The sequence below is a fragment of the Xanthomonas phaseoli pv. dieffenbachiae genome, assembly GCF_008639345.1.
Lineage (GTDB): Bacteria > Pseudomonadota > Gammaproteobacteria > Xanthomonadales > Xanthomonadaceae > Xanthomonas > Xanthomonas phaseoli.
Genome location: NZ_CP041380.1, coordinates 238,287 through 264,893, shown reverse-complemented (window position 1 = coordinate 264,893; position 26,607 = coordinate 238,287). Strand labels below are relative to the sequence as shown.

25 protein-coding genes and 1 pseudogene are annotated in these 26,607 nt (G+C 62.8%); 18 read left to right on the top strand and 8 right to left on the bottom strand.

Annotated features, from left to right (window positions below; genetic code table 11):
• Positions 1-185 precede the first annotated feature (185 nt).
• The 11 genes from FLG15_RS01205 to FLG15_RS01140 all read left to right on the top strand — a co-directional run bounded on the left by FLG15_RS01205 (position 186) and on the right by FLG15_RS01140 (position 7,440).
• Positions 186-638, top strand: a complete 453-nt coding sequence (locus FLG15_RS01205; protein ID WP_139790945.1) for a hypothetical protein — start codon at positions 186-188, stop codon at positions 636-638.
• Between the two features lie 839 nt (positions 639-1,477).
• Positions 1,478-1,771, top strand: a complete 294-nt coding sequence (locus tag FLG15_RS01200) for a hypothetical protein (RefSeq protein ID WP_150145390.1) — start codon at positions 1,478-1,480, stop codon at positions 1,769-1,771.
• A 462-nt stretch (positions 1,772-2,233) separates the two neighbouring features.
• Entirely contained in the window at positions 2,234-2,710 is a 477-nt protein-coding gene (locus FLG15_RS01190; RefSeq protein ID WP_057679487.1) for a hypothetical protein, read from the top strand.
• Between the two features lie 57 nt (positions 2,711-2,767).
• Positions 2,768-3,022, top strand: coding sequence for a hypothetical protein (locus tag FLG15_RS01185; protein ID WP_139790890.1), 255 nt, complete (start codon positions 2,768-2,770; stop codon positions 3,020-3,022).
• Positions 3,023-3,082: 60 nt separating this feature from the next.
• Positions 3,083-3,526 carry a hypothetical protein gene (locus FLG15_RS01180; RefSeq protein ID WP_057679488.1) on the top strand — a complete coding sequence of 148 codons (444 nt, stop codon included), beginning with the start codon at positions 3,083-3,085 and terminating at the stop codon, positions 3,524-3,526.
• Between the two features lie 431 nt (positions 3,527-3,957).
• On the top strand, positions 3,958-4,389 hold the full coding sequence (locus FLG15_RS01170) for an SRPBCC family protein (protein ID WP_150145388.1): 432 nt from the start codon (positions 3,958-3,960) through the stop codon (positions 4,387-4,389).
• 738 nt (positions 4,390-5,127) lie between these two features.
• Positions 5,128-5,544, top strand: a complete 417-nt coding sequence (locus FLG15_RS01160; RefSeq protein ID WP_139790889.1) for a hypothetical protein — start codon at positions 5,128-5,130, stop codon at positions 5,542-5,544.
• 31 nt (positions 5,545-5,575) lie between these two features.
• The gene (locus tag FLG15_RS01155; protein WP_057679514.1) at positions 5,576-5,920 is read left to right on the top strand and encodes a hypothetical protein; all 345 of its coding nucleotides are present in this window, start codon (positions 5,576-5,578) and stop codon (positions 5,918-5,920) included.
• A 101-nt stretch (positions 5,921-6,021) separates the two neighbouring features.
• Positions 6,022-6,456: a hypothetical protein gene (locus tag FLG15_RS01150; protein WP_057679490.1), complete on the top strand. Its 435-nt coding sequence runs from the start codon at positions 6,022-6,024 to the stop codon at positions 6,454-6,456.
• A 201-nt stretch (positions 6,457-6,657) separates the two neighbouring features.
• Positions 6,658-7,020 (top strand): MAPEG family protein, encoded by a 363-nt coding sequence (locus tag FLG15_RS01145; RefSeq protein ID WP_057679491.1) that lies wholly within the window; start codon positions 6,658-6,660, stop codon positions 7,018-7,020.
• A gap of 24 nt (positions 7,021-7,044) precedes the next feature.
• Positions 7,045-7,440, top strand: coding sequence for a hypothetical protein (locus tag FLG15_RS01140; protein ID WP_150145386.1), 396 nt, complete (start codon positions 7,045-7,047; stop codon positions 7,438-7,440).
• A 180-nt stretch (positions 7,441-7,620) separates the two neighbouring features.
• On the opposite strand, the gene FLG15_RS01135 is transcribed toward FLG15_RS01140, so the two are convergent.
• Entirely contained in the window at positions 7,621-8,052 is a 432-nt protein-coding gene (locus tag FLG15_RS01135; RefSeq protein ID WP_005920016.1) for a winged helix-turn-helix transcriptional regulator, read from the bottom strand.
• 136 nt (positions 8,053-8,188) lie between these two features.
• Here FLG15_RS01135 and FLG15_RS01130 point away from each other — a divergent pair, with 136 nt between their 5' ends.
• Positions 8,189-9,067: an SDR family oxidoreductase gene (locus tag FLG15_RS01130; protein ID WP_057679493.1), complete on the top strand. Its 879-nt coding sequence runs from the start codon at positions 8,189-8,191 to the stop codon at positions 9,065-9,067.
• A gap of 390 nt (positions 9,068-9,457) precedes the next feature.
• Here the strand turns inward: FLG15_RS01130 and FLG15_RS01125 are convergent.
• Positions 9,458-9,646, bottom strand: a pseudogene (locus FLG15_RS01125) (hypothetical protein); the annotation flags it as partial.
• A gap of 259 nt (positions 9,647-9,905) precedes the next feature.
• On the opposite strand from FLG15_RS01125, the gene FLG15_RS01120 reads away from it, so the two are divergent.
• Together FLG15_RS01120 and kdgT are read left to right on the top strand one after the other, a co-directional pair.
• The gene (locus FLG15_RS01120; RefSeq protein ID WP_057679494.1) at positions 9,906-11,363 is read left to right on the top strand and encodes an OprO/OprP family phosphate-selective porin; all 1,458 of its coding nucleotides are present in this window, start codon (positions 9,906-9,908) and stop codon (positions 11,361-11,363) included.
• Positions 11,364-11,516: 153 nt separating this feature from the next.
• Positions 11,517-12,473, top strand: coding sequence for a 2-keto-3-deoxygluconate transporter (gene kdgT / locus FLG15_RS01115; RefSeq protein WP_057679515.1), 957 nt, complete (start codon positions 11,517-11,519; stop codon positions 12,471-12,473).
• A gap of 207 nt (positions 12,474-12,680) precedes the next feature.
• On the opposite strand, the gene FLG15_RS01110 is transcribed toward kdgT, so the two are convergent.
• From FLG15_RS01110 to msuE, 3 genes are all read right to left on the bottom strand, one after another.
• Positions 12,681-13,709, bottom strand: a complete 1,029-nt coding sequence (locus FLG15_RS01110) for a methionine synthase (protein WP_017157612.1) — start codon at positions 13,707-13,709, stop codon at positions 12,681-12,683.
• Positions 13,710-13,737: 28 nt separating this feature from the next.
• Positions 13,738-14,721 carry a DUF1852 domain-containing protein gene (locus FLG15_RS01105; RefSeq protein ID WP_057679495.1) on the bottom strand — a complete coding sequence of 328 codons (984 nt, stop codon included), beginning with the start codon at positions 14,719-14,721 and terminating at the stop codon, positions 13,738-13,740.
• 139 nt (positions 14,722-14,860) lie between these two features.
• Positions 14,861-15,448, bottom strand: coding sequence for an FMN reductase (msuE, locus tag FLG15_RS01100; protein ID WP_057679496.1), 588 nt, complete (start codon positions 15,446-15,448; stop codon positions 14,861-14,863).
• A gap of 182 nt (positions 15,449-15,630) precedes the next feature.
• Here msuE and FLG15_RS01095 point away from each other — a divergent pair, with 182 nt between their 5' ends.
• From FLG15_RS01095 to FLG15_RS01080, 4 genes are all read left to right on the top strand, one after another.
• Positions 15,631-16,545, top strand: a complete 915-nt coding sequence (locus tag FLG15_RS01095; RefSeq protein WP_017157615.1) for a LysR family transcriptional regulator — start codon at positions 15,631-15,633, stop codon at positions 16,543-16,545.
• Positions 16,545-17,210 carry an epoxyqueuosine reductase QueH gene (locus FLG15_RS01090; RefSeq protein WP_057679497.1) on the top strand — a complete coding sequence of 222 codons (666 nt, stop codon included), beginning with the start codon at positions 16,545-16,547 and terminating at the stop codon, positions 17,208-17,210. Before FLG15_RS01095 ends, FLG15_RS01090 begins: the two co-directional genes overlap by 1 nt.
• Positions 17,211-17,318: 108 nt before the next feature.
• Positions 17,319-18,218 (top strand): methylenetetrahydrofolate reductase, encoded by a 900-nt coding sequence (locus tag FLG15_RS01085; RefSeq protein WP_057679498.1) that lies wholly within the window; start codon positions 17,319-17,321, stop codon positions 18,216-18,218.
• 415 nt (positions 18,219-18,633) lie between these two features.
• Positions 18,634-20,592 (top strand): choice-of-anchor X domain-containing protein, encoded by a 1,959-nt coding sequence (locus FLG15_RS01080; protein WP_150145383.1) that lies wholly within the window; start codon positions 18,634-18,636, stop codon positions 20,590-20,592.
• A 61-nt stretch (positions 20,593-20,653) separates the two neighbouring features.
• On the opposite strand, the gene FLG15_RS01075 is transcribed toward FLG15_RS01080, so the two are convergent.
• Genes FLG15_RS01075 through FLG15_RS01065 form a run of 3 tightly spaced genes read right to left on the bottom strand, consistent with a single transcriptional unit; the run spans position 20,654 to position 26,493 of the window.
• Positions 20,654-22,111 carry an efflux transporter outer membrane subunit gene (locus FLG15_RS01075; protein ID WP_057679500.1) on the bottom strand — a complete coding sequence of 486 codons (1,458 nt, stop codon included), beginning with the start codon at positions 22,109-22,111 and terminating at the stop codon, positions 20,654-20,656.
• Positions 22,111-25,260 (bottom strand): efflux RND transporter permease subunit, encoded by a 3,150-nt coding sequence (locus FLG15_RS01070; RefSeq protein WP_150145381.1) that lies wholly within the window; start codon positions 25,258-25,260, stop codon positions 22,111-22,113. Before FLG15_RS01070 ends, FLG15_RS01075 begins: the two co-directional genes overlap by 1 nt.
• Positions 25,261-25,269: 9 nt before the next feature.
• Positions 25,270-26,493, bottom strand: a complete 1,224-nt coding sequence (locus FLG15_RS01065; protein ID WP_150145379.1) for an efflux RND transporter periplasmic adaptor subunit — start codon at positions 26,491-26,493, stop codon at positions 25,270-25,272.
• Between the last annotated feature and the right edge of the window lie 114 nt (positions 26,494-26,607).

Sequence of the window (26,607 nt, the reverse complement as noted above, 5' to 3'; positions counted from 1 at the left end):
TTGTCAAAGCTGTGCTTGCTGGTGCAGAGACAGACTTACCGCTTCAGAACCCAGCTCTCGTCCAACCGATACGACATGCCCTGCAATCAATCGGCGCCGAGGTGGAACTTGTCGTACCATCGCCCTAACAATTCATTCAAGCCGATGCCGCTTCGCGGCACGGCTTACTTCAAGTGTTAGCCGTCATGAAGAGCAACTTTGTACTCGTAGTTCTTGTTCTACTCGCCGGTGCAGCATCAGCCGCAGAGCCGCAAAGCACCTGCTCAAAGTGGGCGCTGCAGATCGCGGGAGGTGACGCGGAAGCGTGCTCCGACTTGTGCCCTCAGGCTGCTGCGTTCGATCACTACAACTATCGTCAAGGCCTATCCGCAGCGTTTGGTTCAGAGAAGGGTCTGACGCGTTTCCTTGGCTACTTGCAGCGATCCAGTATCATTGGCGCGGGCGCAGAGGCGCATGCCTGCTCTGTGAGCGCGCTGCTCGAGCATTGGGGCGACCAGGCTTTTGCCCGTCACCTTTCAACGCAATCACCCACGGTGAGGGAGAAAGCAATTGGTCTGATTGATTACACGGCATTGCCAAACTTCAAGGCGCGCTACCCTAAGACCTATCGGGCTCGCCGCTCAGGAGTAGGCGGCTAAAAATTCGTCCAAGCCGATGCCGCTTCACGGTGCGGCTTAACTCAGATGTTAGGCCACATTCGGGTACATCCATGCAGGCAGCGGACTATCTCGACCGGCATTACATCGGCATCCGGAAGCAGTCTGAGACCGAAGAGCTGTGCGACTATGAGTTCATCTGCACGGAGTACCGGCGGATAGGCACTAAGCGTCTTGAGCAGCTGGGATACGTTACGGGTGTCTCCCGAATAGACAAGCAAACTGGGAATACTGAGCTAGTGCGGCCTATGGCCGGCGATGAAGATCTCCGCGCTTTCAACCGAGCAAGTTACAAGATTCGCAAGTGCTGGCTAGCCGGCGAGCTTCCTAGTTCAGAGCAGTACTGTGCGGGCTAATGTGGCCTAACAATTCGTACACGCCGACACTGCTTCGCGGCGCGGCTTAACTCAGGTGTTAGGCCCAATCGAAGAGTTGGCGAGCTGAAAATGGAAAGATTTCTTAGAGGGCTTTTCGCAACCATCCTATTTGCTGCGCTGGCTTACCTTCCCTGGCACTACTGGGAAGCCTCACGTCTAGTCATGCGCGGCGAGGCGCCTGCAGGTACGATGGGGATTGGTTCTCAAAGTGCAGGCGAAGCTATTTGGTGGCTCATGGGACTGGGAATGCTCTTGTGGGTACCGTTGTCTCTGGTGATAGCGGGCGTGGCTTCGTTGGCCTTTCTTGCGCTTACTCGCACCAAAAGCTGAATGGTTGCGCTGCAAGATTGAAGGCCGCGCGCAAACGACAAGCCTAACAATTCATTCAAGCCGAACTGGCTTCGCCAGTCGGCTTAATTCAACCGTTAGGCAGCAGACCAAGCAATGCAGCATTTCAAAGTCATGCTTTCCGGCCGGGGAATCGACTTACCATTCGACGGCACGCCGGTTGTTGGGTTCTTCACTACCAGACTTGTTCGCGCCGCAGACCTGTCAGCTGCAGAGCAGCAGGCTAAGGGCCTTGTTCTGTTGGAGTGGCAGTCTGGCGGCACCTATGCAGCTACCAACTGTGGTTCCGCCCCGACTCTGACAGTTGAGGAGTCTTTCCCAGTCTGTTTTCTGGCCGGCATATTAGGCCGCAAGCCATCTGGCTATACCTTCTATAGTCATGAGGACTAGACTGCTGCCTAATAATTCATTCAAGCCAAACCCGCTTCGCGGGTCGGCTTAATTCCGGTGTTAGGCAGTAGTGGAGCAAATGTGTTGGTGGTTACCGCTTCGGTGATTTTTCTTGCCTGCATGCGGTCGGCTCCGGGCAGCAGTCATTACCGTGATGGGTTGCGGCAAGCTCGGTGCTTCGGCCTTTCACGTCCTTGCTGTGCTGCGCTCGTTGCATTTGGCTTCGGTGGCATCGCGCGTCGCTGCATCGCTGGGCAAGCTCCACCTCGCAGGCTGTGGCACACTCGGTCCAGGTGGCAGCGCTGGGGAACATGGGTTGCACCGTCGAACCTTTGCGGCCACTCACTGCCTAACAACTCATTCAAGCCGAAGTTGCTTCGCAACTCGGCTTAATTCAAACGTTAGCCCCCCACCGAAATGACAGAGTCAATGCAGCCAAGGCGGCCAAGCTACAAACCCGGGATGGTGTACGCGGTTCCGCTTGTAGATGGATCTTTTGGGCTCGCACAGGCGGGCAATCCGATGTTTCCAAACGTAATCTATCTGGCACTTTTCTTGGATCTTTTCTTAGCACTTCCTACCGAGATCCCCAGGCTCGATGCCTCGCGAGTGATCTCACTCACCGCCACTTGGCGCAAGAACCTCAATAGAGGTGAGTGGATTCCCTTAGGCATATCTGAGCCAACACTTGACCTGCTCAAGCACCCGACACAGGCTCTTGCCGGAGCTGGTTACCTGGGCGCAAAACACTACGATGCGGGTCTCCTCTCAGAATTCTTATCGGCCTGTCATGGCCTTCTGCCGTGGAATGTCATGTATGACCCCACCTACTATGAAAAGCTGCTGTTATCCGGATGCGCGCGGCCTGAGAACGCTGTGGTGCTCGGTGAGGGGGAGCGAACGGCTTATCGACACGAGGTGCTCGGTCTCGGGGCCTAACAATTCATTCAAACCGAATCCGCTTCGCGACTCGGCTTAATTCAGGTGTTAGGCGTCATGGAAAGCCTCTGCAGAGCTCTTATTGCTGCGTTCGTCTTTTTGGAGTTTTCCGGGGATGATGTCGTTGATCCTGACTCGGCGATTTCAGCTGCAGAAGGGATAGCAGCAGAACTACAAGGCGCATCGTTGGAGGAGAGGACAGCTTTTGTTCGGGTATGCGAGCAGGAGGCGGCAGCATCGCGCGACCAGCGTTTCGCGCACTTTGTTGCAGGTCTTCCCCACAGCACAGGCCTGACAGATGATGAGGCCTAACAACTCATTCAAGCCGACCTCGCTTCGCAACTCGATTTAGCTCAAGCATTAGGCACGCCAATGAAGCATCTTGACCTGATCGGAACGGAGTTGAAAAGCGATGTTCTCAATGATCTGTTTGAAACCTACGAGATCGATGTCGTATATCGATACGACCGCATCCACGAGAACCGACCAGATCAGTACGTCGCTGAAGTTCCGCAGCTTGGCCTGGAGTTCTTGTTCGATTCACAGCAGAGGCTATCAACCCTCTTCATAGAAGACGCCGAGATCAAGGGATTCAATCCGTTCGAGGGTGACCACGTAGGCCTTCCCAGGTTTGGCTCGAAGGGCGATGCAATCACACATGCAAAGCGAAACGCAATTGAACTTTCAGAGGGTCGCGCCGACTTCCTCGGAATCATTCGAGATTGGGTTCGATTTGAGCACGAGAAATACTCAGTTCACTACGAATTCGTTGAATCAAAGCTGGAAAAGATTACGGTGCAGGCGCGTCATGCCTAACACTTCCATCGAGAGGACCCGCCCCGGTAAGCCGGGTCGGGCTTCCCATGTCAAACATTAGGCCGTGGTGGAGCAAGTCAATTGGCGCGTCCGACTTCGGTCGGTTCGCTGGCATGCAAGCTTTCGGCTCAGAGCGGTAGTCATCACCGGTGTGGGTTGCGGCAAGTGTGGGGCCTCGTACTCGTTCGCTGTTACCATGCTTCGCTCATTGGGCTTAGCTTCTTTGGCGTCCCGCGCCGCTGCGTCGCTGGGCAAGCCCCATCCGGTAAGCTGTGGCACACTCAGTCCCGGCGGCAGTGCTGGGGATCATGGTTGCAACATCCAACCTTGGCGGCCACTCACTGCCTAACAACTCATTCGAGCCAAGGTTGCTTCGCAACTCAGCTGAATTCAGGCGTTGGGCCAACACGCAACATCCTCGGGATATGCAGATGAAAACGTCCGATTCACTCGTAAAGATTCTTGCGCCTGCCAGTAGAGTCTGGAAGGCTTTGACCGTGCCTGAGCTGGTCAAACAATGGCAGTACGGCTCCGATCTACTAACCACGTGGGAAGTGGGCACCCCAATTGTTTTTCGAAACGAATGGAACGGGCAAGTCTTTGAACAGAAAGGTACGGTTCTTGAGTTCTTGCCGGAGTCGCGCCTCAAGTACTCACTGTTTTTCCCGCGGCCCGATCTACAAGACATTCCAGAGCACTATTTCTTCATGACCTATGTGCTGACCGAGAGTGACGGAAGCAGCTCTTTGCTTGTACGCCAGGAAGACCCTCGCCCTTCCCCGCCAAATAAGCCGTCTGGCGAAGATGCAGGGCCAGACGTATTTTCGTACTTGAAAGAACTTGTCGAAGTCAAAATGCCGTGATCGTAGGTTTTTCAGGCAATTCATCCATGCCGAGTTTGGTGCGCAACTTGAATTCAGCGAGTTGTTGAGTAGATGAGCAGACGCAATCTCAACAGGAATTTTTTATGGAAAATTATCGGCTTTTCATGTCGCCCTTGTGCCGGTCCATGACGACTGCGGGCCGCCTGTTCGCTTAGAGATCTATCGCGAGCCCGACACCGGCTGCACGCTTGAGGCTGTTGATGAGTTCTACAACGCCACCTTTGGGGTGACCTATTCGCAACGGACCAGGCCGCTCTCGACGAGACGTTGCGTGCCATTCGGGATGAGGGCATTGACTCACTCATCGGTCCACCCAGCGGCGTCCATTGATGAGTCGGCCGCCTAGTGGCTCATTCAAGCCAACGCTACTTCGCGGCACGGCTTAACTGAGGTGGCAGGTCCTGCAATGCGAATCTCTGAATTCGACAGAGTTCGCGTCATCGCAGACATTCCCAAGGCCCGGATAGAGGAAGACTTCAGCCAGCGGCCTTCCCCAGACCGGCGGACCTTGGAAGAGTCATCCTGGTGGGCGCGGTTCAGCCAGTCCGTGAGGCTGCTTTCGCCGTCGAGTGTGCCGGCTCGGGTGGGCACACCATCTGGCTGGCGGAGATAGTCGGGGCAGAGTCAGAGAGGGCTTCCACTCGTTCGGCGGCGCCTAGCATTCACCAAGCCCGACCTGCCTGGCGGGTCGGCTTTAACTCAGGTATCAAGTGGCTCATGCGTAATACGGCGGCTTGGGGTTATCTCCACGACGGCTCCCTGGATCGGGCCGAGGGAACCGTGCCCGGTGATCTGGTTCTCTCCGTCTCACTCCCTTACCTGCGCAGGTATTTCCAGCCGGAGGGCGATGGGTTCGTGCTCATGCTAAGGGGCTGCAGCCTTTTCAAGCTCGAAGATCATGATGGCGCCGTGCTGGAAGACCCACACCAAATCGCCGAGCGCTCACCCGAGCTGCTCTCGATTGTCAGTGAGGCACCGCTGGCCATCTACACCACCCTAGGTACACTCACGCTTGCCTATCGGTCGCTGGAGCTCGCGCTCGATACCGGCCAGACACTACCCGCTGCATCGCTCGCTCAGGCAAGCTCCAACTACTGGAAGGGGTGGTCCGAGCGGCACGGCGGAAGTGCCTAGCAATTCATACAAGCCAACGTGGCTACGCAATCTGGCTCAACTCAGGGTTAGTCTCATGCCAAAATTCTGCAGCGAGTGTGGCTCGGAGCTCAGAGAGGTTGGCGACTTTCGTCCTCGCTGGTTCAGCGTGTACGAATGCACTAGCGGTGCACCTCTTCACGACTTCATCGCGATCGGAGACGCGCAGCGGGTCTTCCCTCTACTTCCGCTCAGCCTCGGAGTCAAACAGCGGCTTGTCGATGCAGAGCCATCACTGATAACGCTGGCCGCCTCACGCATCCAGACGATTGATTACAAGACCGTGTCCATTGTTCAGTTCGAGCACACGCTCTTGGGCTGCTACAAGGAGACTGGCTCCATCGGTGCAGCCTCGTAGATCCTAGCTATGCGCGCATGCAAGCCTGCTTGGGGTAAGCTGCCCGCTCGGTCAAGATCCAGGTCGCGCAGCCCGCTTACCTTAGGCGCAGGTAATCCGACATGAGCCAACCGTCGGCCGCGATCAAAGAAAGGGTCCTGCGCGAGATGGCCACAGCCATCGCCAACAACGATTGGCAAGCCACCTACGATCTCTTTTCTCTCGCTCAAAGCATTCCGGATCTGGAGCAGAAGGTTGACCTGTTCAATCGCCTGCTCGTGCTGTCTGGGCATGAACTCCATCAAGAGGTCACGCGAGAGATCCAGCTACTTCGTAGCCCATCCAGCGTTACGTACATTCGACAGGTACTTGCCAATGGGTTTCAGATGTTTCAGTACACGTGTTCCGAGCCAGGCGTCATCGCGAAATGGTTTAGCCATGCGCTCGCTGATATTGATACACCCCAGTCGATTGCGGTCATTGAAGAGTTTGCGAAATGCAGTGACCCGGAAATCGCAGAAGAAATGACCTACCGTCTGAGGCGCATCAATGCCTGAAGCCTGCGCCAAGGTGACCTCGAACGTTCGCCGGCAGAGAGAGCCATGGTGCATCTAGACAGAAAGCAACGAGGAGTGGTCATCGGCATGGCATCGGGACTTCTTGCTTCTCTACTCGTTGTGTTTCTGGCATCACGGGCGTTCTTGAGCTGGGACGCACCAGAGCGCGCAGGCACCGGCTTATTGTTGCCCGCTGCGGCAATGTTCCTCGCCATCGCGCGCATGGCCAAGCACCGCTTCGTTACGCCCGCAGACATCGACGGGAGCGCGCTGAGTGATGGCACTGCTCGTGCCAGGACATTGCAATCCTTACTTCAAAACACGACGGAGCAGCTAGCGTTTGCGCTCCCGGTCTACGTCGCCGCCCTGCTGAGCACGCGCCCCGCTATCCAAGCCGCAGTTCCAGCATGCGCTTGTGCCTTCTTGCTTGGGAGGCTGATCTTCTTCGCAACCTACAGTGGCGGTGCTGGCGCCAGGGCGCTGGGGTTCGCACTGACCTTCTATCCCACTGTGCTGCTGCTCATCTGGCAACTCGTGCTGCTTGCAGCTAGTGTTGCCGGCTAGCAAGTCATTGAGGCATTGGGCCGCATGCAGACATCTCTAGAACCTTTCGGCTCCGAGATCCAGTGGCATGAGGGCTCAGACGTCATCGAGATCACCAGCACTCGCTCTGGCCTGCGCATTGTTGTGGCGGCGCCGGAAGGGGTCGATCGCTACCTTGAGCTCCACTTTCCTTTCGTTCGGGCGTTCCAGGTGATGGACGAGGGGGACATGCTTGAGTATTGGGAAAGCCCACTCACTACAGGCCACGTCCTCTACAAAGTCGTTTCCGGCGGCTGGCGGGATCGCACTGCAGGTCACTTCCTGCACGTCACCGCATCGTTAGGCGCGATGCAGGAGTGGCTCATCGTCTCCGAGTGCCTCTGTGTGTCTGTCCTCTCAGCGTATGTGCCGCATCTTCGCGAATTCGGCGATGCGGCATAACCATTCGCGCTGAAGCCACTTCACAACGCGGCTTGACTCAAGCGTCAAACGCACATGAGAGAGGTGCAAGCACGGACGTTTGCGAGCGCATTTTGCAGTCAGGGCCAGCCGAAGCGCACGACTGGAGCGCCGCTGCACCACGTCAGCGCATTCGCTTGAACGCGCTGACGCAGCGTGCGCCTATGCCATCGCTTCGTCGGGATCCAACGCCACTGCTGCCTGCTGCGCGCGATCGAATCGCTCGCGGGCTGCTCGGATGCTGCCGTGGTTCTCGCCCGCCCAAGTGAGCAGTTGCGAGACTGGGCCGAGTAGCGCGATGCCCAGCTTGGAGAGCGCGTATTCCACGCTCGGCGGCTTGGTGGCGTAGACCTTGCGGGTGATCATGCCGTTGCGCTCGAGATTGCGCAGGGTCTGGGTCAACATGCGCTTGGAAATGTCCGGCACGGCGCGTTGGATGGCACTGAAGCGGGATGGGCCGGGGATCAGCGTCAGCAGGATCAGCAGGGTCCACTTGTCGCCGATCTGGTCGAGCACATCGCGTACCGGGCACTTGGTAGCGTCGAAGGGTCCTTCCAGGGAAGGCGGCAGCGGGAACAGGGCAATCGCATTCACGTGGGGTATCTCACGGTAACCAGGGGGAGCAAAACTGCCTACTTGCGGGAGCCCGCGCGGGGCTGACACTATGCGGGCGACCAGTTAGGTCTAGATAGTAGACCAAATCTCTTATGCAAACCTACCGGAGCCCGTCATGACATCTGCATCCCCCCTGATTCTTGTCACCGGCGCCAGCGGGCAGTTGGGTGCGCTGGTTGTCGAAGCGCTGCTTGGCCATCTGCCTGCCAACCGCATCGTAGCAACGGCCCGGGATACCGCGTCACTTGCCGAGTTCGCAAAACGCGACATCGCGGTACGTCAGGCCGACTATGCGAACCCGCACAGCCTGGACGCGGCCTTCGCCGGCGTAGGCCGCGTGTTGCTGGTCTCGTCCAATGCAGTGGGCCAGCGCGTGCCGCAACACCGCAACGTGATCGAGGCGGCCAAGCGCGCCGGGGTGGAATTGCTGGCGTATACGAGCATCCTGCATGCCGATACCAGCACGCTGTCGCTGGCCGCCGAGCATGTGGCCACCGAGGCGCTGCTGCGCGAGAGCGGCGTGCCGTACGCATTGCTGCGCAATGGCTGGTACACCGAAAACTACACTGGCTCGATCGCCGCGGAAGTCGCCCATGGCGCAGTGATCGGCAGCGCGGGCGAAGGCAGGATCAGCGCCGCCACGCGCGCCGACTATGCTGCGGCCGCTGCAGCAGTGCTGGCTTCGGATGCCCCACAGGCCGGGCAGGTATACGAGTTGGCAGGCGATACCGCTTTCACGATGGCCGATTACGCCGCCGAGGTGGCGCAGCAGTCGGGCAAGCCGGTGGCCTATCACGACCTGCCGGAAGCCGATTACGCGGCAGCGCTGGTGCAGATCGGCCTGCCGGCCGGCTTTGCGCAGGTGCTGGCGCAGTGCTCGGCGGCCTCGCGCGGCGGTGACCTGTTCGACGATAGCCATACGTTGAGTCGGTTGATCGGCCGCCCCACCACGCCGTTGCGCGACGCGGTGGCGTCGGCACTCGCAGTGCGCTGAGCCACCGCTGGGACCACGGCGCTGGCGGGGCGTTCGGCACGCGATCGCTGGCGCAGCGTTGCGCAGGTGCGCCGTGACCGCCTGGGATCACGGCGACCTCCGTGCGGCTTCACCCCATGCGACCGTCGGCGATGGCCGGCTGATCGGCGTGGCCGGGTGTGTCGGGAAGTTCGCCAGTGCGTTGGTCCAGCGGCATCGGTTGAGGCGATCGGCAGTGGCGCTGCCAACAGCCGCTCAGCAACCGCGCGCATCGCCGTTGGTCGATGCGTGGTGCAGTGATCGAGCCGACGTGACCCCGCGTAGCTGCTCACGCTGAAGACCTGCACAGCCTGGACACGGCGCGATGCACCGCCACCGCAAGACTCGGCAAGGTGACCGAGCCGCTGCCGCTCACCTGCTTGTGCCGCTCAGGTGCTCGCCCAGACGCAAGGGTGGCGCAGCCGCGCCCCACGCCGGCGAATCCAGCAGGTACTGCCGCGCAGCCATCGGCGATGCACAACGTCGGAACATGGATGGCGCGCGCGCAATCTCGTCGTGCTGCGGCCGCCCGTTCCCGCAGGCAGTTCTGTACGAGCGCCTTCACCACATTGCGCGCAGCTGGGCGCCTCACATTGGTCGCATAACTGCCATCGCCGCGACACGACCGTGACACAAGGCCCGCGGCAGCGAAGCCAGGCAGCGTCACCAAACTGACATCAAATCTAAATATAACTGCTGCCATTGCCGCTACGTCAGGACGACCGGCGCCTGGCAGGCGCTTCCACGCCGTGCAGCCGCCCTCTTGGCAGCACCGGATCGACGCAGCCGCCGACCCGTTTCCCTTGCACGAGCCGGACCAATGAAAAGACGCAATCTCGCCACTGTTCTGTGCGCCCTCAGCGCGACCGCCAGCGGCAGCACGCTGGCCGCCGAGCTGGAGCTGTACGTCGACCGCAAGACCAAGCAGATCTTCGCCGAGCCGGCGCCAGGTCGCGACAAGCTGGGCACCTTCGTGCAGGTGGACGAAAACGGCAAGCTGCCGGCGTCGGCGATGCCGGCAACGCCTGCGCAACCGCTCCCGCCCGCGCCGGGCGCCACCACGCCCGCCGACACAGCCGTTGCCCAGGCCGCACCTGCGCCTGCGCCGGTTGCAACGCCAGCGCCGGCCAAGTCCGGCGACGCCGGCAAGAAGTGGTACGACAAACTCAGCCTGCGCGGCTACACCCAGATCCGCTACAACCAGGGCATCGGTGGCGATGCGCAAGACCTGCGCGCGCCGGGCGATCGCTTCATCGGCAACGACCAGAGCCTGGGCATCCGGCGTGCGCGCCTGGTACTGAGCGGCGATCTCAACGAGCATGTGTCGCTGTATTTCCAGCCCGACTTTGCCAGCACGCCCACCGGCTCGACCACCTCCAACTTCGCCCAGCTGCGCGATGCCTACGCCGATATCTTCTTCGACAAGAAGCGCGAGTACCGCGTGCGCGTGGGCCAGTCGAAAATGCCGTACGGCTGGGAAAACCTGCAGTCCAGCCAGAACCGCCTCACGCTGGACCGTGCCGATGCACTCAACTCGGGCCTGCGCGACGAACGCGATATCGGTGCGGTGTTCTATTACAGCCCTACCGTGGCCAAGGGCCGCTTCCAGGACCTGGTCAAGTCGGGATTGAAGGGCTCGGGCGATTACGGCGTGATCGGTGCCGGTGTGTACAACGGCCAGGGCGCCAACCGTGCCGAGCGTAACGACAGCATGCACGCGGTGGTGCACGCCACCTACCCGTTCAAGTTCGCCAACGGCCAGTACCTGGAAGTGGGCGCCGATGCGTACAGCGGGCGCTTCGTACCGACTGCGGCGGCAGTGAACATCGGTGGCCGCAGCTTTACCCCGGCGATTACCGAGCCCAGTGGCTATACCGACCAGCGCGTGGCTGCGCACATCATCTACTACCCGCAGCCGTTCGGCCTGCAGGCGGAGTGGACGGTGGGCCGTGGCCCGGAACTGGATGTGGCCCAGCGCCGCATCCGCACCCGCTCGTTGAGCGGTGGCTATGTGCAGGCCATGTTCAAGCACGACTTCAACTACGGCACGCTGCTGCCCTACCTGAAATGGCAGACCTACCGCGGCGGCTCCAAGTTCGACACCAATGCCCCGCGCATGCGCCTGGACGAAGTGGAAGCCGGTGTCGAATGGCAGCCGATGGATGCGCTGGAACTGGTGTTCGCCTATTCGAAGATGAAGCGCACCGACGTCAGCACCGCGCCGTATCCGGTAGTGGAAGGCGACTTGCTGCGTCTGCAGTTGCAGGTCAATTACTGAGCAAGGTGGGCAGCGCCGGTCATGGCTGCTGCGGCGGTCATGACCGGCGTATTCGTGTGCGGCTGCGTGCGTTCGCGCCGGGATCTGCATGTACGCACGCGCCTGCGCGATGCTGCCAGCCTCGCGCGTGGTGACGCGCTCACTGGAACGCAGATGCGCATCAAGGCCACGGTGGAGCGGCTTCCTGGCGGGATGATGCTGGCCCCCTTGTTGCTCGGGGCGCTTTGCCACACGCTCTGGCCGCAGGCCGGCAGTACCTTGGGGTCTTTCAGCAACGGCCTGATCAGCGGCACCGTTCCGATCCTGGCGGTGTGGTTCTTCTGCATGGGAGCGAGCATCCAGCTGCGCGCCTCCGGACGGGTGCTGCGCCGTTCGGGCAGCCTGGTGCTGACCAAGATCGCGGTGGCCTGGCTCGTCGCAATGCTGTGCGCCCCATTGCTTCCCATCGGCGGTGTGCCGAGCGGGCCGCTGGCCGGGCTGTCGGTCCTGGCGCTGGTGGCTGCGATGGACATGACCAACGGCGGGCTGTACGCCGCATTGATGCAGCAATACGGCAGCAGCGAAGACGCAGGTGCGGTGGTGCTGATGTCGCTGGAATCGGGCCCGCTGATCTCCATGCTGATCCTGGGTGCCAGCGGCCTGGCCAGCTTCGACCCACGGCTGTTCGTCGGTGCGGTGCTGCCGCTGTTGCTGGGCTTTGCGCTGGGCAACCTCGATGCGGAATTGCGGCAGTTCTTCGCGCAGGCGACCAAGACGCTGGTGCCCTTCTTCGGCTTCGCGCTCGGCAACACGCTGGATCTGTCGACAATCGCGCGTACCGGCGCAAGCGGGGTGCTGCTGGGCGTGGCAGTCATCGCGATCACCGGGCTGCCCTTGCTGCTGGCCGACCGCTGGATCGGCGGCGGCAACGGCACGGCCGGGGTGGCCGCCTCCAGCACGGCGGGTGCCGCCGTGGCCACTCCGGCGCTGATCGCCGGCATGGCGCCGCAGTTCGCACCCGCGGCGCCGGCTGCGACAGCGCTGGTGGCCAGCGCGGTCATCGTCACCTCGTTGCTGGTGCCGCTACTGACGGCCTGGCATGCACGCCGTCGCGTTGCACGCAGCGGCTGAAGGCCGGAAGGGCATCCTGCAGCCTGCGATGAGATGCGTGGGCCATGAGCGTTGCGCCCTGCATGGCGCCGGAGCGATCAGGCTCCGGCGACGCCCGTGCGCAACCGCTGGCGATGAAGTGGACGCCATACACGACCGCCATCTGCTGCGTTCGCGCGCATGCCAGGCCCGCCCGACGGCACGTGGCGCACTGCCGTGGCAGCGGGACTAAGCCGACAGCTCTCCACGCACGATCTGCGCGCCTGCACTGAGTGCACTGAGTTTGCCGCGCGCCACGTGCCGGGCGAGCGGTGCCATGCCGCAGTTGGTGGAGGGATAGAGCTTGTCGGCATCGACGAAGCGCAGCGCCTTGCGCAGCGTCTCGGCCACTTCCTGCGGTGTCTCGATCGTGCTGCTTGCCACGTCGATGGCACCGACCATCACCTTCTTGCCGCGGACCAGTTCGATCAGATCGATCGGCACGTGCGAGTTGTGGCATTCCAGCGAAATGATGTCCAGCGAGGATGTCTGCAGCTTGGGAAACGACTCTTCGTACTGGCGCCACTCCGAGCCCAGCGTCTGCTTCCAGTCGGTATTGGCCTTGATGCCGTAGCCATAGCAGATGTGGACGGCGGTCTCGCACTTCAGCCCTTCCACCGCGCGTTCCAGGGTGGCAACACCCCAGTCGTTGACCTCGTCGAAGAAGACATTGAAGGCCGGCTCGTCGAACTGGATGATGTCCACGCCGGCGGCTTCCAGTTCCCTGGCCTCCTGATTGAGGATCTTGGCAAACTCCCATGCCAGTTTTTCGCGGCTTTTGTAGTGCGCATCGAAGAGGGTGTCGATCATCGTCATCGGGCCCGGCAGCGCCCACTTGATCGGCTGGCGGGTCTGCTGACGCAGGAATTTGGCATCGTCCACGAACACCGACGTTGGGCGGCTGACCGCGCCGACCACGGTCGGCACGCTGGCGTCGTAGCGGTCGCGAATCCTCACCGTCTCGCGCTTTTCAAAATCGACACCGCTGAGATGTTCGATAAAGGTGGTGACGAAATGCTGACGGGTCTGTTCGCCGTCGCTGACGATATCGATGCCGGCGTGCTGCTGTTCCTGCAGCGCCAACCGCAATGCATCCTGCTTGCCTTCGATCAGTTCGGCGTCCTGCAATTTCCAGGGCGACCACAGGGTCTCGGGCTGGGCAAGCCAGGACGGCTTGGGCAGGCTACCGGCGGTTGAGGTGGGGAGCAGCTTGGTCATGATGTGGGATATCGTGGGTTCTGGTTGATTAGGAAGCGTGGCTGGACGCCCACTGCGCAAGAAGGCTGCCGTAGGGCCGGATGAAATGCTCTTCGGTGAATCTGCCCTGCGTCACGGCGAGCTGGCTGCGCTCTTGGCGGTCGTAGACGATCTGGGTGGACGAATAATCCTGATGCTTCAGGCTCGGCCGATAGGTCGGCCCCGCTGCAGCGTTGGCGTTGTAGATTTCTGGCCGGTAGATCTTCTGGAACGTTTCCATCGTGGCGATGGTGCCAATCAGCTCCAGGTTGGTGTAGTCGCCGAGCAGGTCGCCGAAGAAGTAGAACGCCAAGGGCGCAACGCTGTTGGGCGGCATGAAATAGCGCACCTTAAGGCCCATCTTTTCGAAATACTGATCGGTCAACGAAAACGCGTCCTGCCGGTATTCGATCCCCAGGATGGGATGCTGGTTGCCGGTGCGGTGATAGGTTCTGCTGGTGGAGACGCTGATGCAGATGACCGGCGACTTCCGGAAATGCGCGCAGTACGCGGGCGAGTGGACGAAGTGCTTGAACAGCTTGCCGTGCAGGTCGCCAAAATCGTCCGGAATGTTGAAGCCGGACGCGTCTTGGTTGTGCGCGGGCAGCAGCACGCTGAAATCGTAGTCGCGCACGTAGGAAGAGAAATTATTGCCTACAATGCCGTCGATGCGCGCACCGGTGTGACGATCGACAATGGTGGGCTTCAATATCTCGATCAACGGGAACGCATCGTCCAGCGCGCGTTCGCCGATCTGCATTTCGACCGAAATGATGTCCAGTTCCAGCGCATAGCGGTCGCGGTCGGGGTTATCCCAGTGCGCCAGGTCGTTGCAGCGGTTGTTGATCATCGCCAGCGTGTTACGCAAGTTTTCCTGACGTCGCTGACCCCTGGCCAGGTTGGCGAAATTGGTGGTATTGCGCGTCGTGGCCGAGGGACGGTAGTCCTCATCGAAGCGCAGGCTCTTGATGGCGAAATTCAATGCGTGAGTCATTGCGAACTGCTGCCTTGTTTCTGAGATGGGAACGCGCATGCGCTGCGTAACGGCGAATGCCGGCGGCATGCAGGCCGGGAATTGGAGCAGTGCGCGCTTGCCTGCTGCTCCGGTTTCCTGGCGATCGCGAGCTGGGCCCTCAGGCTGCAGCCACGCCCTGCGCGGCGATGGACCGCGCATGCCGGGTCAGCTCGATCAACGGCAATGCCCGCTGTACCGCCAGCCTGGCCCGCTCAGCCAGCGCCTCGTTGTGCACGCGGTAGTCGAGAAAGTCGCGGTCGGTGGCGTAGACGCCCAGCGGCAGGGTGCGTGCCTGGAAGAAGCTGAAGAGCGGGCGGAGCTGATGGTCGATCACCAACGCATGGCGGTCGCTGCCCCCGGTTGCGGCGAGCAGCACGGGCGTGTCAATCAACGCGTCTTGATCGATGAAATCAAAGAAATGCTTGAACAGCCCGGTGAAGGAGCCGCGGTAGACCGGGGTTGCCACCACCAGGATGTCGGCCTGCTCCACCAGGCACAGCGCCTGCTCCACCGCGCCAGGCACCTGGGTCCGCCAGAGCGCGCCAGCAAAATGCGGTGCCAACGCTCCAATTTCGACCAGATGGCGCTCGCACGGCACCTGATCGGCGATCAACTCCAGCAGGTGTTCTGCCAGGGCGACAGCCTTGGAGGGGCGTTGCATCCCGCCGGAGACCGCAACGACGCGGAGTGGGTGTTTGACAGTCATGCTGGGAAACCTTGACGGTGGGATGTCGTGCAGCGCGCCGGAAGATGGCGGTCCGGCCCATGGGCCGGGCCCTGGTCCGAACCGTCGAGCGGCAGCGACTGAACAACGAACCCGATGCTAGGGCTCGCATTCGATGAAGTAAAATGGTGTTATTTCAACAATCCATGAATTCGGATCATTGAATGCTTGAGCGCATCCATCTCACCATCGTCCAGCAGGTCGAGCAGCAAGGCTCGCTGACAGCCGCTGCCGGCGTGCTGAATCTGACCCAGTCGGCGCTGAGCCACAGCATGAAGAAGCTGGAACAGCAGTTGGGCACCGACATCTGGTTGCGCGAGGGCCGCAGCCTGCGCCTGACCCAGGCCGGCCAGTACCTGCTGGCGGTGGCCAACCGGGTGCTACCGCAGCTGGATCTGGCCGAAGAGCGGCTGGGGCAGTTTGCGCAGGGCGAGCGCGGTGCGCTGCGCATCGGCATGGAATGCCATCCTTGCTACCAGTGGCTGCTCAAGTTGGTGGCGCCGTATCTGGCCACGTGGCCGGATGTGGATGTGGATGTGAAGCAGAAGTTCCAGTTCGGCGGCATCGGTGCCTTGTTCGGCTACGAGATCGACCTGCTGGTCACACCCGACCCGTTGTTCAAGCCAGGGCTCAGGTTCGAGCCGGTGTTCGACTATGAGCAGGTGCTGGTCGTGGCCAAGCGCCATGCGCTGGCATCGGCGGCCTACGTCAAGCCACAGCAGCTCACGCGCGAAGTGCTGATCAGCTACCCGGTGGATCTTGAGCGCCTGGATATCTACAGCCAGTTCCTGTTGCCGGCCGGCGTTACCCCGCGGCGCCACAAGGCCATCGAAACCACCGACATCATGATGCAGATGGTGGCCAGCGGCCGCGGCGTGGCCGCCATGCCGCGCTGGCTGGTGGAGGAATATGCGGCCAGGATGGACGTGGTGCCGGTGCGGCTGGGTGCGCGCGGCATCCCCAAGCAGATCTACCTGGGCGCACGCGAGGCGGACATCGGCATCGATTACCTGCGCGCGTTTATCGAACTGGCGCGTGCGCCGGCCAATGCCACTGCCTCCACGCAAGGACCCCACTGATGGATTCCACTGCCCAACGCATGCCACTGCCACTGCCTGATGGCCACGCCAAGGTCTTGCTGCATTCGTGCTGCGCGCCGTGCTCTGGCGAGGTCATGGAGGCGATGCTGGCCTCCGGCATCGACTACACCATCTTTTTCTACAACCCCAACATTCATCCGCGCAAGGAATACGAGTTGCGCAAGGACGAGAACGTGCGCTTTGCCGAGCAGTTCGGCGTGCCCTTCATCGATGCCGACTACGATCGGGACAACTGGTTCGAGCGGGCACGCGGGATGGAAAACGCGCCTGAGCGCGGCGTGCGTTGCACCATGTGCTTCGACATGCGCTTTGAACGCACGGCGCTGTATGCCCACGAGCACGGCTTTCCGGTGATCACCAGTTCGCTGGGCATCTCGCGCTGGAAAAACATGCAGCAGATCAACGACTGCGGCATTCGCGCTGCGGCCAGGTATCCCGGCCTGATGTATTGGGAGTACAACTGGCGCAAGGGCGGTGGCGCCTCGCGCATGATTCAGATCAGCAAGCGCGAACACTTCTATCAACAGGAATACTGCGGTTGCGTCTATTCCCTGCGCGACACCAATCGGCATCGTGTGGACAGTGGTCGCAAGCGTATTCAACTCGGCGTGAAGTTCTACGGCGATGACACGCCGGAAGACTGAGCCTTTCGCCAGTGCCGCGGAAACCACACGTGGATTCCGCGCTGCGTCCGGCCCGATCAGCGCGTCGCGGCGATGCCACCCAATCATCATGACAAGACCGCAAGACCCGTGATTTCTACCGACACGCCACACCTGGCGAGCATCGTTACCGACGCCTATTCGCTGGAGGTCAGCATCAAGGACATCGGCGCACTGACCGACGCGGCGCCGCGTATCCTGCCTGGCTGCGCCATGTTCATTCCCTACTTGCCAGGCCAGAACGAGGCTGCGCGGCTGGCCGCAGCACGGACGGTGCGCGGCCTGGGTTTTGAACCGGTACCGCATCTATCCGCGCGTCGCATCGGCGCGCTCGAGGAACTGCAGGCATCCGTCGCGCGCCTGGTCGATGAGGCCGGCGTCACCCGCTGCCTGGTGATCGCGGGCGATCCCGCTACTGCGAAGGGCCCGTTTCCCGACAGCGTGTCGCTGATCGAGACCGGTGTGTTTGAACGCGCAGGCATCCGCAGCGTCGGCGTAGCGGGTCATCCGGAGGGACATTCGATCATGCGCACGACAGAACAATGGGACGTACTGGAACGCAAGTGCCGCAGCATCCAGGAGCGCGGCATGGCGCCCCTGATCGTGACGCAGTTCGGGTTCGATGCCGACCTCGTGGTGACATGGCTGGAGGCGCTGCGCGCGCGTGGCATGAGCCATCCGGTGCGGGTGGGCGTGCCTGGTCCGGCCAGCGTCGCCGTCCTCGCACGCTATGCGGCACGCTGCGGCGTCGGCGCCTGCGCGTCGGTGCTCTCGAACCATGGCATCTCCATTGGCAAATTGTTCGGCAACGCGGGGCCGGATCGCTTTGTCGGTCGCCTCGTCAGCCGCCTGACGCAAGCGCATGGAGATGTCCGCCTGCACCTGTTTCCGTTCGGCGGCATCGCCCAGTCGGTGGAATGGGTTGCGCAGTATCGCTCTCGCAATGCGCCGCAGCATCGGGTTAGCTCCGGGCCTGCGGATCAGGCGTAAACCAGATCTGTCTGTATGTTCGTGTACGCGGACTCGAGGCGGTCACACCGTTGCTGGTCGGGCCATGAGTCCGCGGCGAGATTGGCCAGGATGAGAGTAACCGAATGCGCTGCATTCCTTTTGGCCAATGCAATCTGGCCTCTACGGCGGCAGTGCGCGAGATTGAAGCAGAATTGTGTCTGCATGCGCTGCGTGCTTCTGCCTGCACCAAGGCCGCGCCCGCCATTCCGATCGCCCTGCTTGCTCGTTGATTTCGGCCACCTGCGCGCAGCGCCGCGAGTGTTGCAGCGCACAGCAGACCTGTCACAAGAGCGCGGTATAACCATCGACGAATCGCGGCGAGGGGGCGCTGCATCCGATGTCGTTGCCATGCGCGATGGCATCGCTTCTGCAATGCTCACGGAGAGATCTTGCCATGCCGAAGCCGTCGCTATTGTCGCTGTTGTGCTCCCTCTCACTGCTCTGTGCGCCGCTTGCGGCGGCCGAGTTGCAGCCCAAACAACTGGCTGGCCCACCGGAAGAGTTCGCGCAGATGCGTGCGCCAGATCCGGCCGAGTCGGCGATCTTGTCCAAGAGTGCATTGCTGCCGGTGGAACTGGCACCGGCCGGTCGATCCGCACGCTGGCAAGGCAACTTGCCGGTGGAAAACGGACGCCTGCGCTTCATGGTGCTGTCAGGCGATCAGGCCTGGAATGTGGCGGTGGCTGCACCTGAGCTTGCCGGCGCGCGCACCGCCGCGGTGGCGACGCCGCTGCAAGCGCAGCGCACGCTGCTGGGCACCGCCGAGCATGGCACCAGCGGTATGCGCTACGCCGTGGAGTCCGCGCGCAACGGCGCATGGTCATTGACGCTGCAGTCGTCCTCGCCGGTGGCGCAGCGGGGCTACGTGCTGATGGAAGGCGATGCGCGCACGCAGCTTGCTTCGTACCTGCGCACGCGTCAGCAGCAGGTTGGCCAGTCGCTGACGCTCAACGCGCTGCTGAGCGGCAACGATGTACGCGGCGCCACGCTGCTGACGGCACAAGCCGGAACGATCGACCAGGCAAGCCTGCGTGTGATCGATCCGCAAGGCGGTGTGCGCAGCATGCCGATGGCCGACGACGGCAAGCACGACGATGGCGCCGCTGGCGATGGCGTGTACGGCGGCACGTTCCAACCGACCAGCGAGGGCACCTGGATTGCGCAGGTCGTCGTGCATGGGCATGACCAAGCTGGCCAGCCGTTCGTGCGGACCAGCGAGCATGTGGTGCCGGTGGTGGATACGTCGTTGCGTCTGCTCGGCAATGCACTGGGCGCGCGCGCTGCAGAGGGCACGCGACTGACGATTGCGCTACCGGTCGCGGCGCGTGGCAACGCGCCGTCGCATTACCGCGTGTTCGGCCAGGTATGGGGCACCGATGCCAAGGGCAAGGATGTGCCAGTGGCGTGGATCGGCGGCATGCTGACGCCGCAGCAGGGCCAGTTGCCACTGAGTCTGGACGAACGCTGGATTGCGCGTGCCGGTGCGCGGGCACCGTTTACGCTGCGCAGCCTGCGCATCGAAGACCCGGACCATTACATTCCGCTGGTGCAGGCCGGCACGCTGCCGCTACACGTGCCGGCGTTGCGCCGCGCCAGTATCGCCCGCGCCAGCACGGCGATCGACGAGAGCATGCGCATGGGCCCGCGCCCCACTGCACTTGCTTCCGCGATGGCGACGGCACAGCCCCAGGCCGCCACGTCGCAACTGGTGCTGGTGCACGGCTATTGCTCCAACGGTGTGTGGCCGCAGGCGCAATTCACCAATGCATCGACCTTCCTGGATGCCAAGCAGAACCGCAGCAACGACCAGTTCGCGCAGCGCATCGCGCAGTTCGCCAGCCAATGGTCGTCGTTCTCCACGGTCGCGCACAGCCAGGGCGGCATGGCCGCGTTGCACCTGTATACCTACTACTGGAGCGGGCTGGATAATGCCAGCGGTGGGCGAGTGATGCAATCGGTGGGCACGCCGTATCAAGGCACCAATCTGTCCGGCGTGCTGGCCGCGGTGGGTTCGTGGTTCGGCGTGGGCTGCGGCACCAATAGCGACATGACCTACGACGGCGCCAAGGCGTGGCTGGCCGGCATTCCCGCCGACGCGCGCGCCAAGGTCAACTACTACACCACCTCGTTCGCCAAGACTAACTGGTACACCAACGACTACTGCAACGCCGCCTCGGATCTGGTCTTGAACGATCCGGAAGACGGCACGGTGGAGCAGGTCAATGCGCAGCTGCCGGGCGGTGTGAATCGCGGCCACACCACCGGCCAATGCCACACCACCGGCATGCGCGACCCGGCGCAGTATCTGGATGCCAACCGCAATGCAGTGATGAATGCGAATGCGGCCCGGTAAGACCGGTTGATCTGCGGTGCGATGGCCGGTGCGTGCGCCGGCCATCGCGCTGCATCCGGCGCTAGCGTTGCGGGGCCGGGGCTTGGGTTGATACCACGACCGATTGCGCATCGGCGCCACCGCCGAGCACCTTGTACACGGTCACCCGATTGCTCGCCTCGGTCAGCCGCAGGCTGATCAGTGTCTGTTGTGCGCTGTAGAGCGTGCGTTGCGCATCCAGCGCCACCAGGTAACTGTCCACGCCACTGCGATAGCGCGCATCCGACAGGTGGAAGCTGCGTTGTGCGGCGGCCACCATCGCCTGTTGCGCATGCCTGCGTTCTTCGAGCTGGGTGCGTTCGGCGAGCGCATCGGCCACTTCACTGAAGGCGGTCTGGATCGCCAATTCGTACTGCGCAATGGTGATGTCCTTTTGCAAGGTGGCCACATCCAGTTCGGCCTTCAACGCACCGGCGCGGAAGATCGGCAAGCTCACGCTGGGCGAGAACGACCACGTATGGTCGCCATCGAACAGGCTGGACAACGCATCGCTACCGCGCCCGGCATTGGCGGTCAACGAAATGGTGGGGAAGAAGGCCGCACGTGCCGCGCCGATATCTGCATTGGCGGCCTTGAGCGTGTGCTCGGCCGACAGCACGTCCGGGCGCTGCAACAACACCCGCGATTCCAGCTGGGCCGGCAGCGGCGCCAGTGCCACGCCCGTCTCGATCGCATCGCTGGCAGGTAGCAATGCAGCCGGCACCGAGGTGCCCACCACCAGATTCAAGGCATTGCGCGACTGCGCCAGCTGGGTGGTGTAGTTGGCCACATCAGCGCGCGCGCTTTCCACGCTGGTCTGGATCTGCGCCAGATCCAGGCCGGAAACGATGCCATTGTCGTGCTGCAGCTCGGTCAGACGCAGCGTCTGGCGCTGGCTGTCCAGGGTCTGTTGCGCGAGCGCCAGACGCTGTTGGTCGGCGGCGACGGTCAACCAGTCGTTGGCCACTTCAGCGACCAGACTCAGACGCGTGCTGCGCTGGGTTTGCTCACTGGCAAGATAGTTTTCCAGGGCCTGGTTCTTGAGGCTGCGGATGCGGCCGAACAGATCCAGCTCCCAGCTGCTGATGCCGACCTGGCCACTGGCGCTGCGGATGATCTGCGGCGCGCCGGTGAAACTGGTCGCTGCCGCGGCGCGCTGCGCGGTGTGCGAGACGGTGGCATCGACGGAAGGAAACAGGTCTGCACGTTGGATGCGGTACTGCGCGCGTGCCTGCTCGATATTGAGCACCGCCACGCGCAGGTCGCGGTTGTTGTCCAACGCCAGCGCGACCACCTGCTGCAGACGCGCATCAGTCACCACCTGTCGCCAATCCAGGGCGGCCACATTCGGCATGCCGGTGCCTGCGTTGCCGGTGCTGCCGGTGTCGCCGATCACGCTGGGCACCGCCGCATCCGGGCGCGCGTACTGCGGCGCCATGCTGACGCAACCACTCAAGGCGATGGCGCAGGCCACTGCCACACTTGCAACGCGGTAACGCATCACGGGGCCACCTCTAACGTCTCGGCGGCTGTCGCGCGATCAGACGCCCTACCAGGAAACACGCTGCGCACCACCACGTAGAACAACGGCACGAAGAAGATGCCCAGCAGCGTCGAGACCAGCGTGCCGCCGAACACGCCGGTGCCCAGCGAATGGCGTCCGCCGGAACCGGCGCCGCTGCTGACCACCATGGGCAGCACGCCGAGCAGAAACGCCAGCGAGGTCATCACGATCGGGCGCAAGCGCATGCGCGCGGCATGCAGAGTCGCTTCGATCAGCGGCTGGCCCTTCTCTTCCAGTTCCTTGGCGAACTCCACGATCAGGATGCCGTTCTTGGCCGCCAGGCCCATCGTCGCCAGCAGGCCGACCTGGAAATAGATGTCGTTGGAGAGCCCGCGCAGCCACGTTGCCAGCAGTGCGCCGACGATGCCCACCGGCACCGCCAGCATCACCGAGATCGGGATCGACCAGCTTTCGTAGAGAGCGGCCAGGCACAGGAACACGAACACCAGCGACACTGCGTACAGCATCCAGGTCTGCGCGCCGGCGGCCTGCTCCTGGTAGGACATGCCCGACCAGGCGTAACCCACGTCCTTGCCGATCTTGCCCACCAGCGCGGCGATGCCGTTCATCGCTTCGCCGGAACTGATGCCACTGGCGGCGCTGCCGGTGATCTCCATCGACTCCACGCCATTGAAGCGGCTCAGCACCTGCGGCGCATACGCCCACGCGCTGCTGGAGAACGCCGAAAACGGCACCATCTCCGAACTGCTGTTGCGCACGTACCAGCGGCCGATGTCGGCAGGCAGCATGCGCGCGCTCGCCTCGCCCTGCACGTAGACGCGCTTGACCCGGTTGTTGTTGAGGAAATCGTTGACGTAGCTGCCGCCCATCACCGTGGCCAGCGTAGCGTTGATGTCCGAAGCAGTCAGACCCAGCGCGCCGGCCTTGGCGTCGTCGATCTGCACGCGGTAAGTGGGCGCATCTTCCAGCCCGTTGAAGCGCACGGCGGTAAGGTCCTTGTCGGCGTTGGCCAGCTGCAGCAGGTGCTGGCGCGCGGTGACCAGCGCGTCGTGGCCCTTGCCGGCCACGTCCTGCAACTGCAAGGTGAAACCGGAACTGGTCCCCAGGCCGTTGATCGCCGGCGGCGATAGCGCGAATACCTGCGCATCCGGCAGCGTGCCCATCATCGCGCCGGTAATGCGGTTGGCGATCTCCTGCGCAGGCGCGTCGCGCTGCGCCCAATCCTTGAGCTTGATGAAACCCATGCCCGAGTTCTGGCTGCTGCCGGCGAAGCTGAAGCCGGAGATGGTCATCATCCCCGCCACTTCCGGCTGCTTGAGGATGAAGCTGGTGGCCTGATCGATCGACTGCTGCGTGCGCTGCTGGGTGGCGCCGGCCGGCGTGGTGAACATCACCATCAGCATGCCCTGGTCTTCGTCGGGCAGGAACGAGCTGGGCAGGCGCCAGAACAACAGCGCCATCACCACCAGCAGCACCAGATAGACCAGCCCGCCGAGTTTGCGATGGCCGATCAACTTGCCCACGCCGCGGCCATAACCATCGGCGCTGCGGTCGAAGCGGGCATTGAACCAAGCGAAGAAGCGCCCGAGCACGCCCTTGCGCGACACCTGTCCACCGTGCGCGACCGGCCTGAGCAGGCTGGCGCACAACGCCGGGCTCAGGGTCAACGCCACCAGCAGCGACAACAGCATCGCTGCGGCGATGGTCACCGAGAACTGACGGTAGATTTCGCCAGTGGCGCCGCCGAAGAACGCCATCGGCAGGAACACCGCGGTCAGCACCAGGGCGATGCCGACCAGTGCGCCGGAGATCTGCCCCATCGAGGTGTGGGTGGCCTGCCGCGGCGACATGCCGTCCTCGCTCATCAGGCGCTCGACGTTCTCCACCACCACGATGGCGTCATCGACCAGCAAACCGATCGCCAACACCATCGCGAACATGGTCAGCGTGTTGATGGAATAGCCGAGCAACGCCAGCACGCCGAAGGTGCCCAGCAGCACCACCGGCACCGCGATCACCGGGACCAGCGTGGCGCGCCAGTTCTGCAGGAACAGGTACATCACCAACACCACCAGCACGATTGCCTCGAGCAGGGTCTTGACCACTTCCTCGATGGAAATGCGCACGAACGGCGTGGTGTCGTAGGCGATCTCGTATTTGAGCCCGGTGGGGAAGTAGGGCTTGAGTTGTTCCAGCTTGGCTTCCACCGCCTTGGCCGCATCCAGTGCGTTGGCGCCGGTCGCCAGTTCAAGGCCCATGCCCGAGGCCGACTTGCCGTTGTACTTGGAACTGGAGGCATACGACTTGGACCCCAGCTCCACCCGCGCCACGTCGCGCAGATACACGGTGGCGCCGCCGGGCTGCGACTTCAGCACGATCGCCTCGAATTGCGCCGGGGTCTTGAGCTTGCTGCGCGAGGTGACCGTGGCGTTGAGCTGCTGGCCCTGCACCGCCGGCAACGCGCCCAGCGCGCCGGAGGAGACGTCGGCGTTCTGCGCCGAAATCGCGGTGCTCAGGTCCGCGGGCATCAGCGCGTAGGTGCGCAACTTCTCCGGATCCAGCCACACCCGCATCGAATACTCGGAGCCGAACACGTTGACTCCGCCGACACCGTTGATGCGGCTGATCGGATCCTGCAGCGTGGACACCATGTAGTCGCCGATGTCGGTGCTGTCCATGCTGCCGTCTTCGGAGGTGAAGGCCAGCACCATGAACATGCTGCTGCCCATGGACTTGGTGACGGTCACGCCATTGCTCTGCACCGCCTCCGGCAGCATCGCCTCGCCCTGCGACACCTTGTTCTGCACCTGCACCTGGGCGGTGTCCGGGTCGGTGCCGGAGTCGAAGGTCAGGGTGATGGAGGCGGTGCCGGCGGAACTGCTGCTGGAGGACATGTACAGCAGATGGTCCAACCCGGTCATCTGCTGCTCGAGGATCTGCGTGACCGAGTTCTGCACGGTCTGCGCCGAGGCGCCGGTGTAGGTGGCGCTGACGTTGATCGTCGGCGGGGCGATGTTGGGATATTGCTCCAGCGGCAGCGACAGGATCGAGAGCGCGCCGGCCAGGGTGATCACGATGGCGATGACCCAGGCGAAGATGGGACGGTCGATGAAGAAACGGGCCATGGCGGTTCCTCAGTCGGCCTTGGGCGCCGTCGCGGCGTCGCCTTGCGGGGATGGCGAGGCGTTGGCGGTCGTGCCGGCCGCAGCGGCCTGGCTCGCCTCCACGGCCTTGACCTCGGCGCCGACCGACACCTTCTGCAGGCCCTGCACGATGACCTTGTCGCCAGCCTTCAATCCCTGGCGCACCACCCACTTGTCGCCGATCGCATCGCCGGTGGTCAGCACCCGCTGCGCGACCTTGTGGTCGCTGCCGACCACCATGGCCACCGCCTCGCCCTTGCTGTTGCGGCTGATCGCCTGCTGCGGCACCAGGATGGCCTGTTCGTCCACGGCCATCGACAGCTTCGCGGTGACATACATGCCCGGCAGCAGCACGCGCTCGGGATTGGGCACCACCGCGCGCAGCTTCACCGTGCCGGTGGCGGTATCCACCGCGGCGTCCACCACCTCCAACGTGCCGGTGTGCGCATAGGTGCTGCCGTCCTCCAGTTGCAGCGTCACCTCGGCCTTGCCATCCACCGCCTTGAGCTGGCCGGCATCGAGCTGGCGGCGCAACTGCAGCAGCTGGGCGCTGGACTGGGTGAGGTCTACATAGATCGGGTCGAGCTGGTTGATGGTGGCCAGCACCTCGCTCTGGCCGGCGCTGACCAGCGCGCCCGGCGTGTAGCTGGAGGTGCCGATGCGACCGGACACCGGCGCGGTGATGCGGGTGTAGTCGAGATTGATGCGCGCGGTCTGCAGCGACGCCTTGGCCGCGACCACCGCCGCCTCGTTCGAGCGCAGCGTGGCCAACGCATCGTCGCCATCCTGCTTGCTGACCGCATCCAGCCCGACCAGGGTCTGGTAGCGCTGCGCCTTGGGCCTGGCCGACAACACCGCCGCCTCGGCCTGCGCCAGATCGCCCTTGGCGGTGTCGTATGCGGCCTGGTAGCTGGCCGGATCGATCTCGTACAGCACCTGCCCGGCCTGGACGTCCTGGCCTTCGGTGAACAGCCGCTTGCGCAGAATGCCGCCGACCTGCGGGCGCACGTCCGCGGTGACGTAGGCCACGGTGCGGCCGGACAAGGTCTGGTCCACGGCCAGCCGCTGCACCTTCAGCGTCTGCACGCCGACCTGCGTCTGCGGCATCTGCGGCGGCTGCCTGGAGGAACACGCGGCCATGAGCGTGGCCACGGCCGCGAGCAGCAGCCAGCGCAGGGACGCAGTGCGAAAACTATGGGCGGCGACGGGCAGCATGCGGCGAACTCACGGTTTATCCGAAGGTGGCCACGCTACGGCGCGAATGTGCAGCAAATTTGGAGATTGCCGGCAGCGGCGTCGATTCGCTTGCTTTCCCCTGGCCCGACCCGG

Excerpts from the sequence above, each read along its gene's own strand:
- FLG15_RS01205 (WP_139790945.1), top strand. The coding sequence starts at position 186 with ATGAAGAGCAACTTTGTACTCGTAGTTCTTGTTCTACTCGCCGGTGCA.
- FLG15_RS01200 (WP_150145390.1), top strand. The coding sequence starts at position 1,478 with ATGCAGCATTTCAAAGTCATGCTTTCCGGCCGGGGAATCGACTTACCA.
- FLG15_RS01190 (WP_057679487.1), top strand. The coding sequence starts at position 2,234 with ATGGTGTACGCGGTTCCGCTTGTAGATGGATCTTTTGGGCTCGCACAG.
- FLG15_RS01185 (WP_139790890.1), top strand. The coding sequence starts at position 2,768 with ATGGAAAGCCTCTGCAGAGCTCTTATTGCTGCGTTCGTCTTTTTGGAG.
- FLG15_RS01180 (WP_057679488.1), top strand. The coding sequence starts at position 3,083 with ATGAAGCATCTTGACCTGATCGGAACGGAGTTGAAAAGCGATGTTCTC.
- FLG15_RS01170 (WP_150145388.1), top strand. The coding sequence starts at position 3,958 with ATGAAAACGTCCGATTCACTCGTAAAGATTCTTGCGCCTGCCAGTAGA.
- FLG15_RS01160 (WP_139790889.1), top strand. The coding sequence starts at position 5,128 with ATGCGTAATACGGCGGCTTGGGGTTATCTCCACGACGGCTCCCTGGAT.
- FLG15_RS01150 (WP_057679490.1), top strand. The coding sequence starts at position 6,022 with ATGAGCCAACCGTCGGCCGCGATCAAAGAAAGGGTCCTGCGCGAGATG.
- FLG15_RS01145 (WP_057679491.1), top strand. The coding sequence starts at position 6,658 with ATGTTCCTCGCCATCGCGCGCATGGCCAAGCACCGCTTCGTTACGCCC.
- FLG15_RS01140 (WP_150145386.1), top strand. The coding sequence starts at position 7,045 with ATGCAGACATCTCTAGAACCTTTCGGCTCCGAGATCCAGTGGCATGAG.
- FLG15_RS01130 (WP_057679493.1), top strand. The coding sequence starts at position 8,189 with ATGACATCTGCATCCCCCCTGATTCTTGTCACCGGCGCCAGCGGGCAG.
- FLG15_RS01120 (WP_057679494.1), top strand. The coding sequence starts at position 9,906 with ATGAAAAGACGCAATCTCGCCACTGTTCTGTGCGCCCTCAGCGCGACC.
- kdgT (WP_057679515.1), top strand. The coding sequence starts at position 11,517 with ATGCGCATCAAGGCCACGGTGGAGCGGCTTCCTGGCGGGATGATGCTG.
- FLG15_RS01110 (WP_017157612.1), bottom strand. The coding sequence starts at position 13,709 with ATGACCAAGCTGCTCCCCACCTCAACCGCCGGTAGCCTGCCCAAGCCG.
- FLG15_RS01105 (WP_057679495.1), bottom strand. The coding sequence starts at position 14,721 with ATGACTCACGCATTGAATTTCGCCATCAAGAGCCTGCGCTTCGATGAG.
- msuE (WP_057679496.1), bottom strand. The coding sequence starts at position 15,448 with ATGACTGTCAAACACCCACTCCGCGTCGTTGCGGTCTCCGGCGGGATG.
- FLG15_RS01095 (WP_017157615.1), top strand. The coding sequence starts at position 15,631 with ATGCTTGAGCGCATCCATCTCACCATCGTCCAGCAGGTCGAGCAGCAA.
- FLG15_RS01090 (WP_057679497.1), top strand. The coding sequence starts at position 16,545 with ATGGATTCCACTGCCCAACGCATGCCACTGCCACTGCCTGATGGCCAC.
- FLG15_RS01080 (WP_150145383.1), top strand. The coding sequence starts at position 18,634 with ATGCCGAAGCCGTCGCTATTGTCGCTGTTGTGCTCCCTCTCACTGCTC.
- FLG15_RS01075 (WP_057679500.1), bottom strand. The coding sequence starts at position 22,111 with ATGCGTTACCGCGTTGCAAGTGTGGCAGTGGCCTGCGCCATCGCCTTG.
- FLG15_RS01070 (WP_150145381.1), bottom strand. The coding sequence starts at position 25,260 with ATGGCCCGTTTCTTCATCGACCGTCCCATCTTCGCCTGGGTCATCGCC.
- FLG15_RS01065 (WP_150145379.1), bottom strand. The coding sequence starts at position 26,493 with ATGCTGCCCGTCGCCGCCCATAGTTTTCGCACTGCGTCCCTGCGCTGG.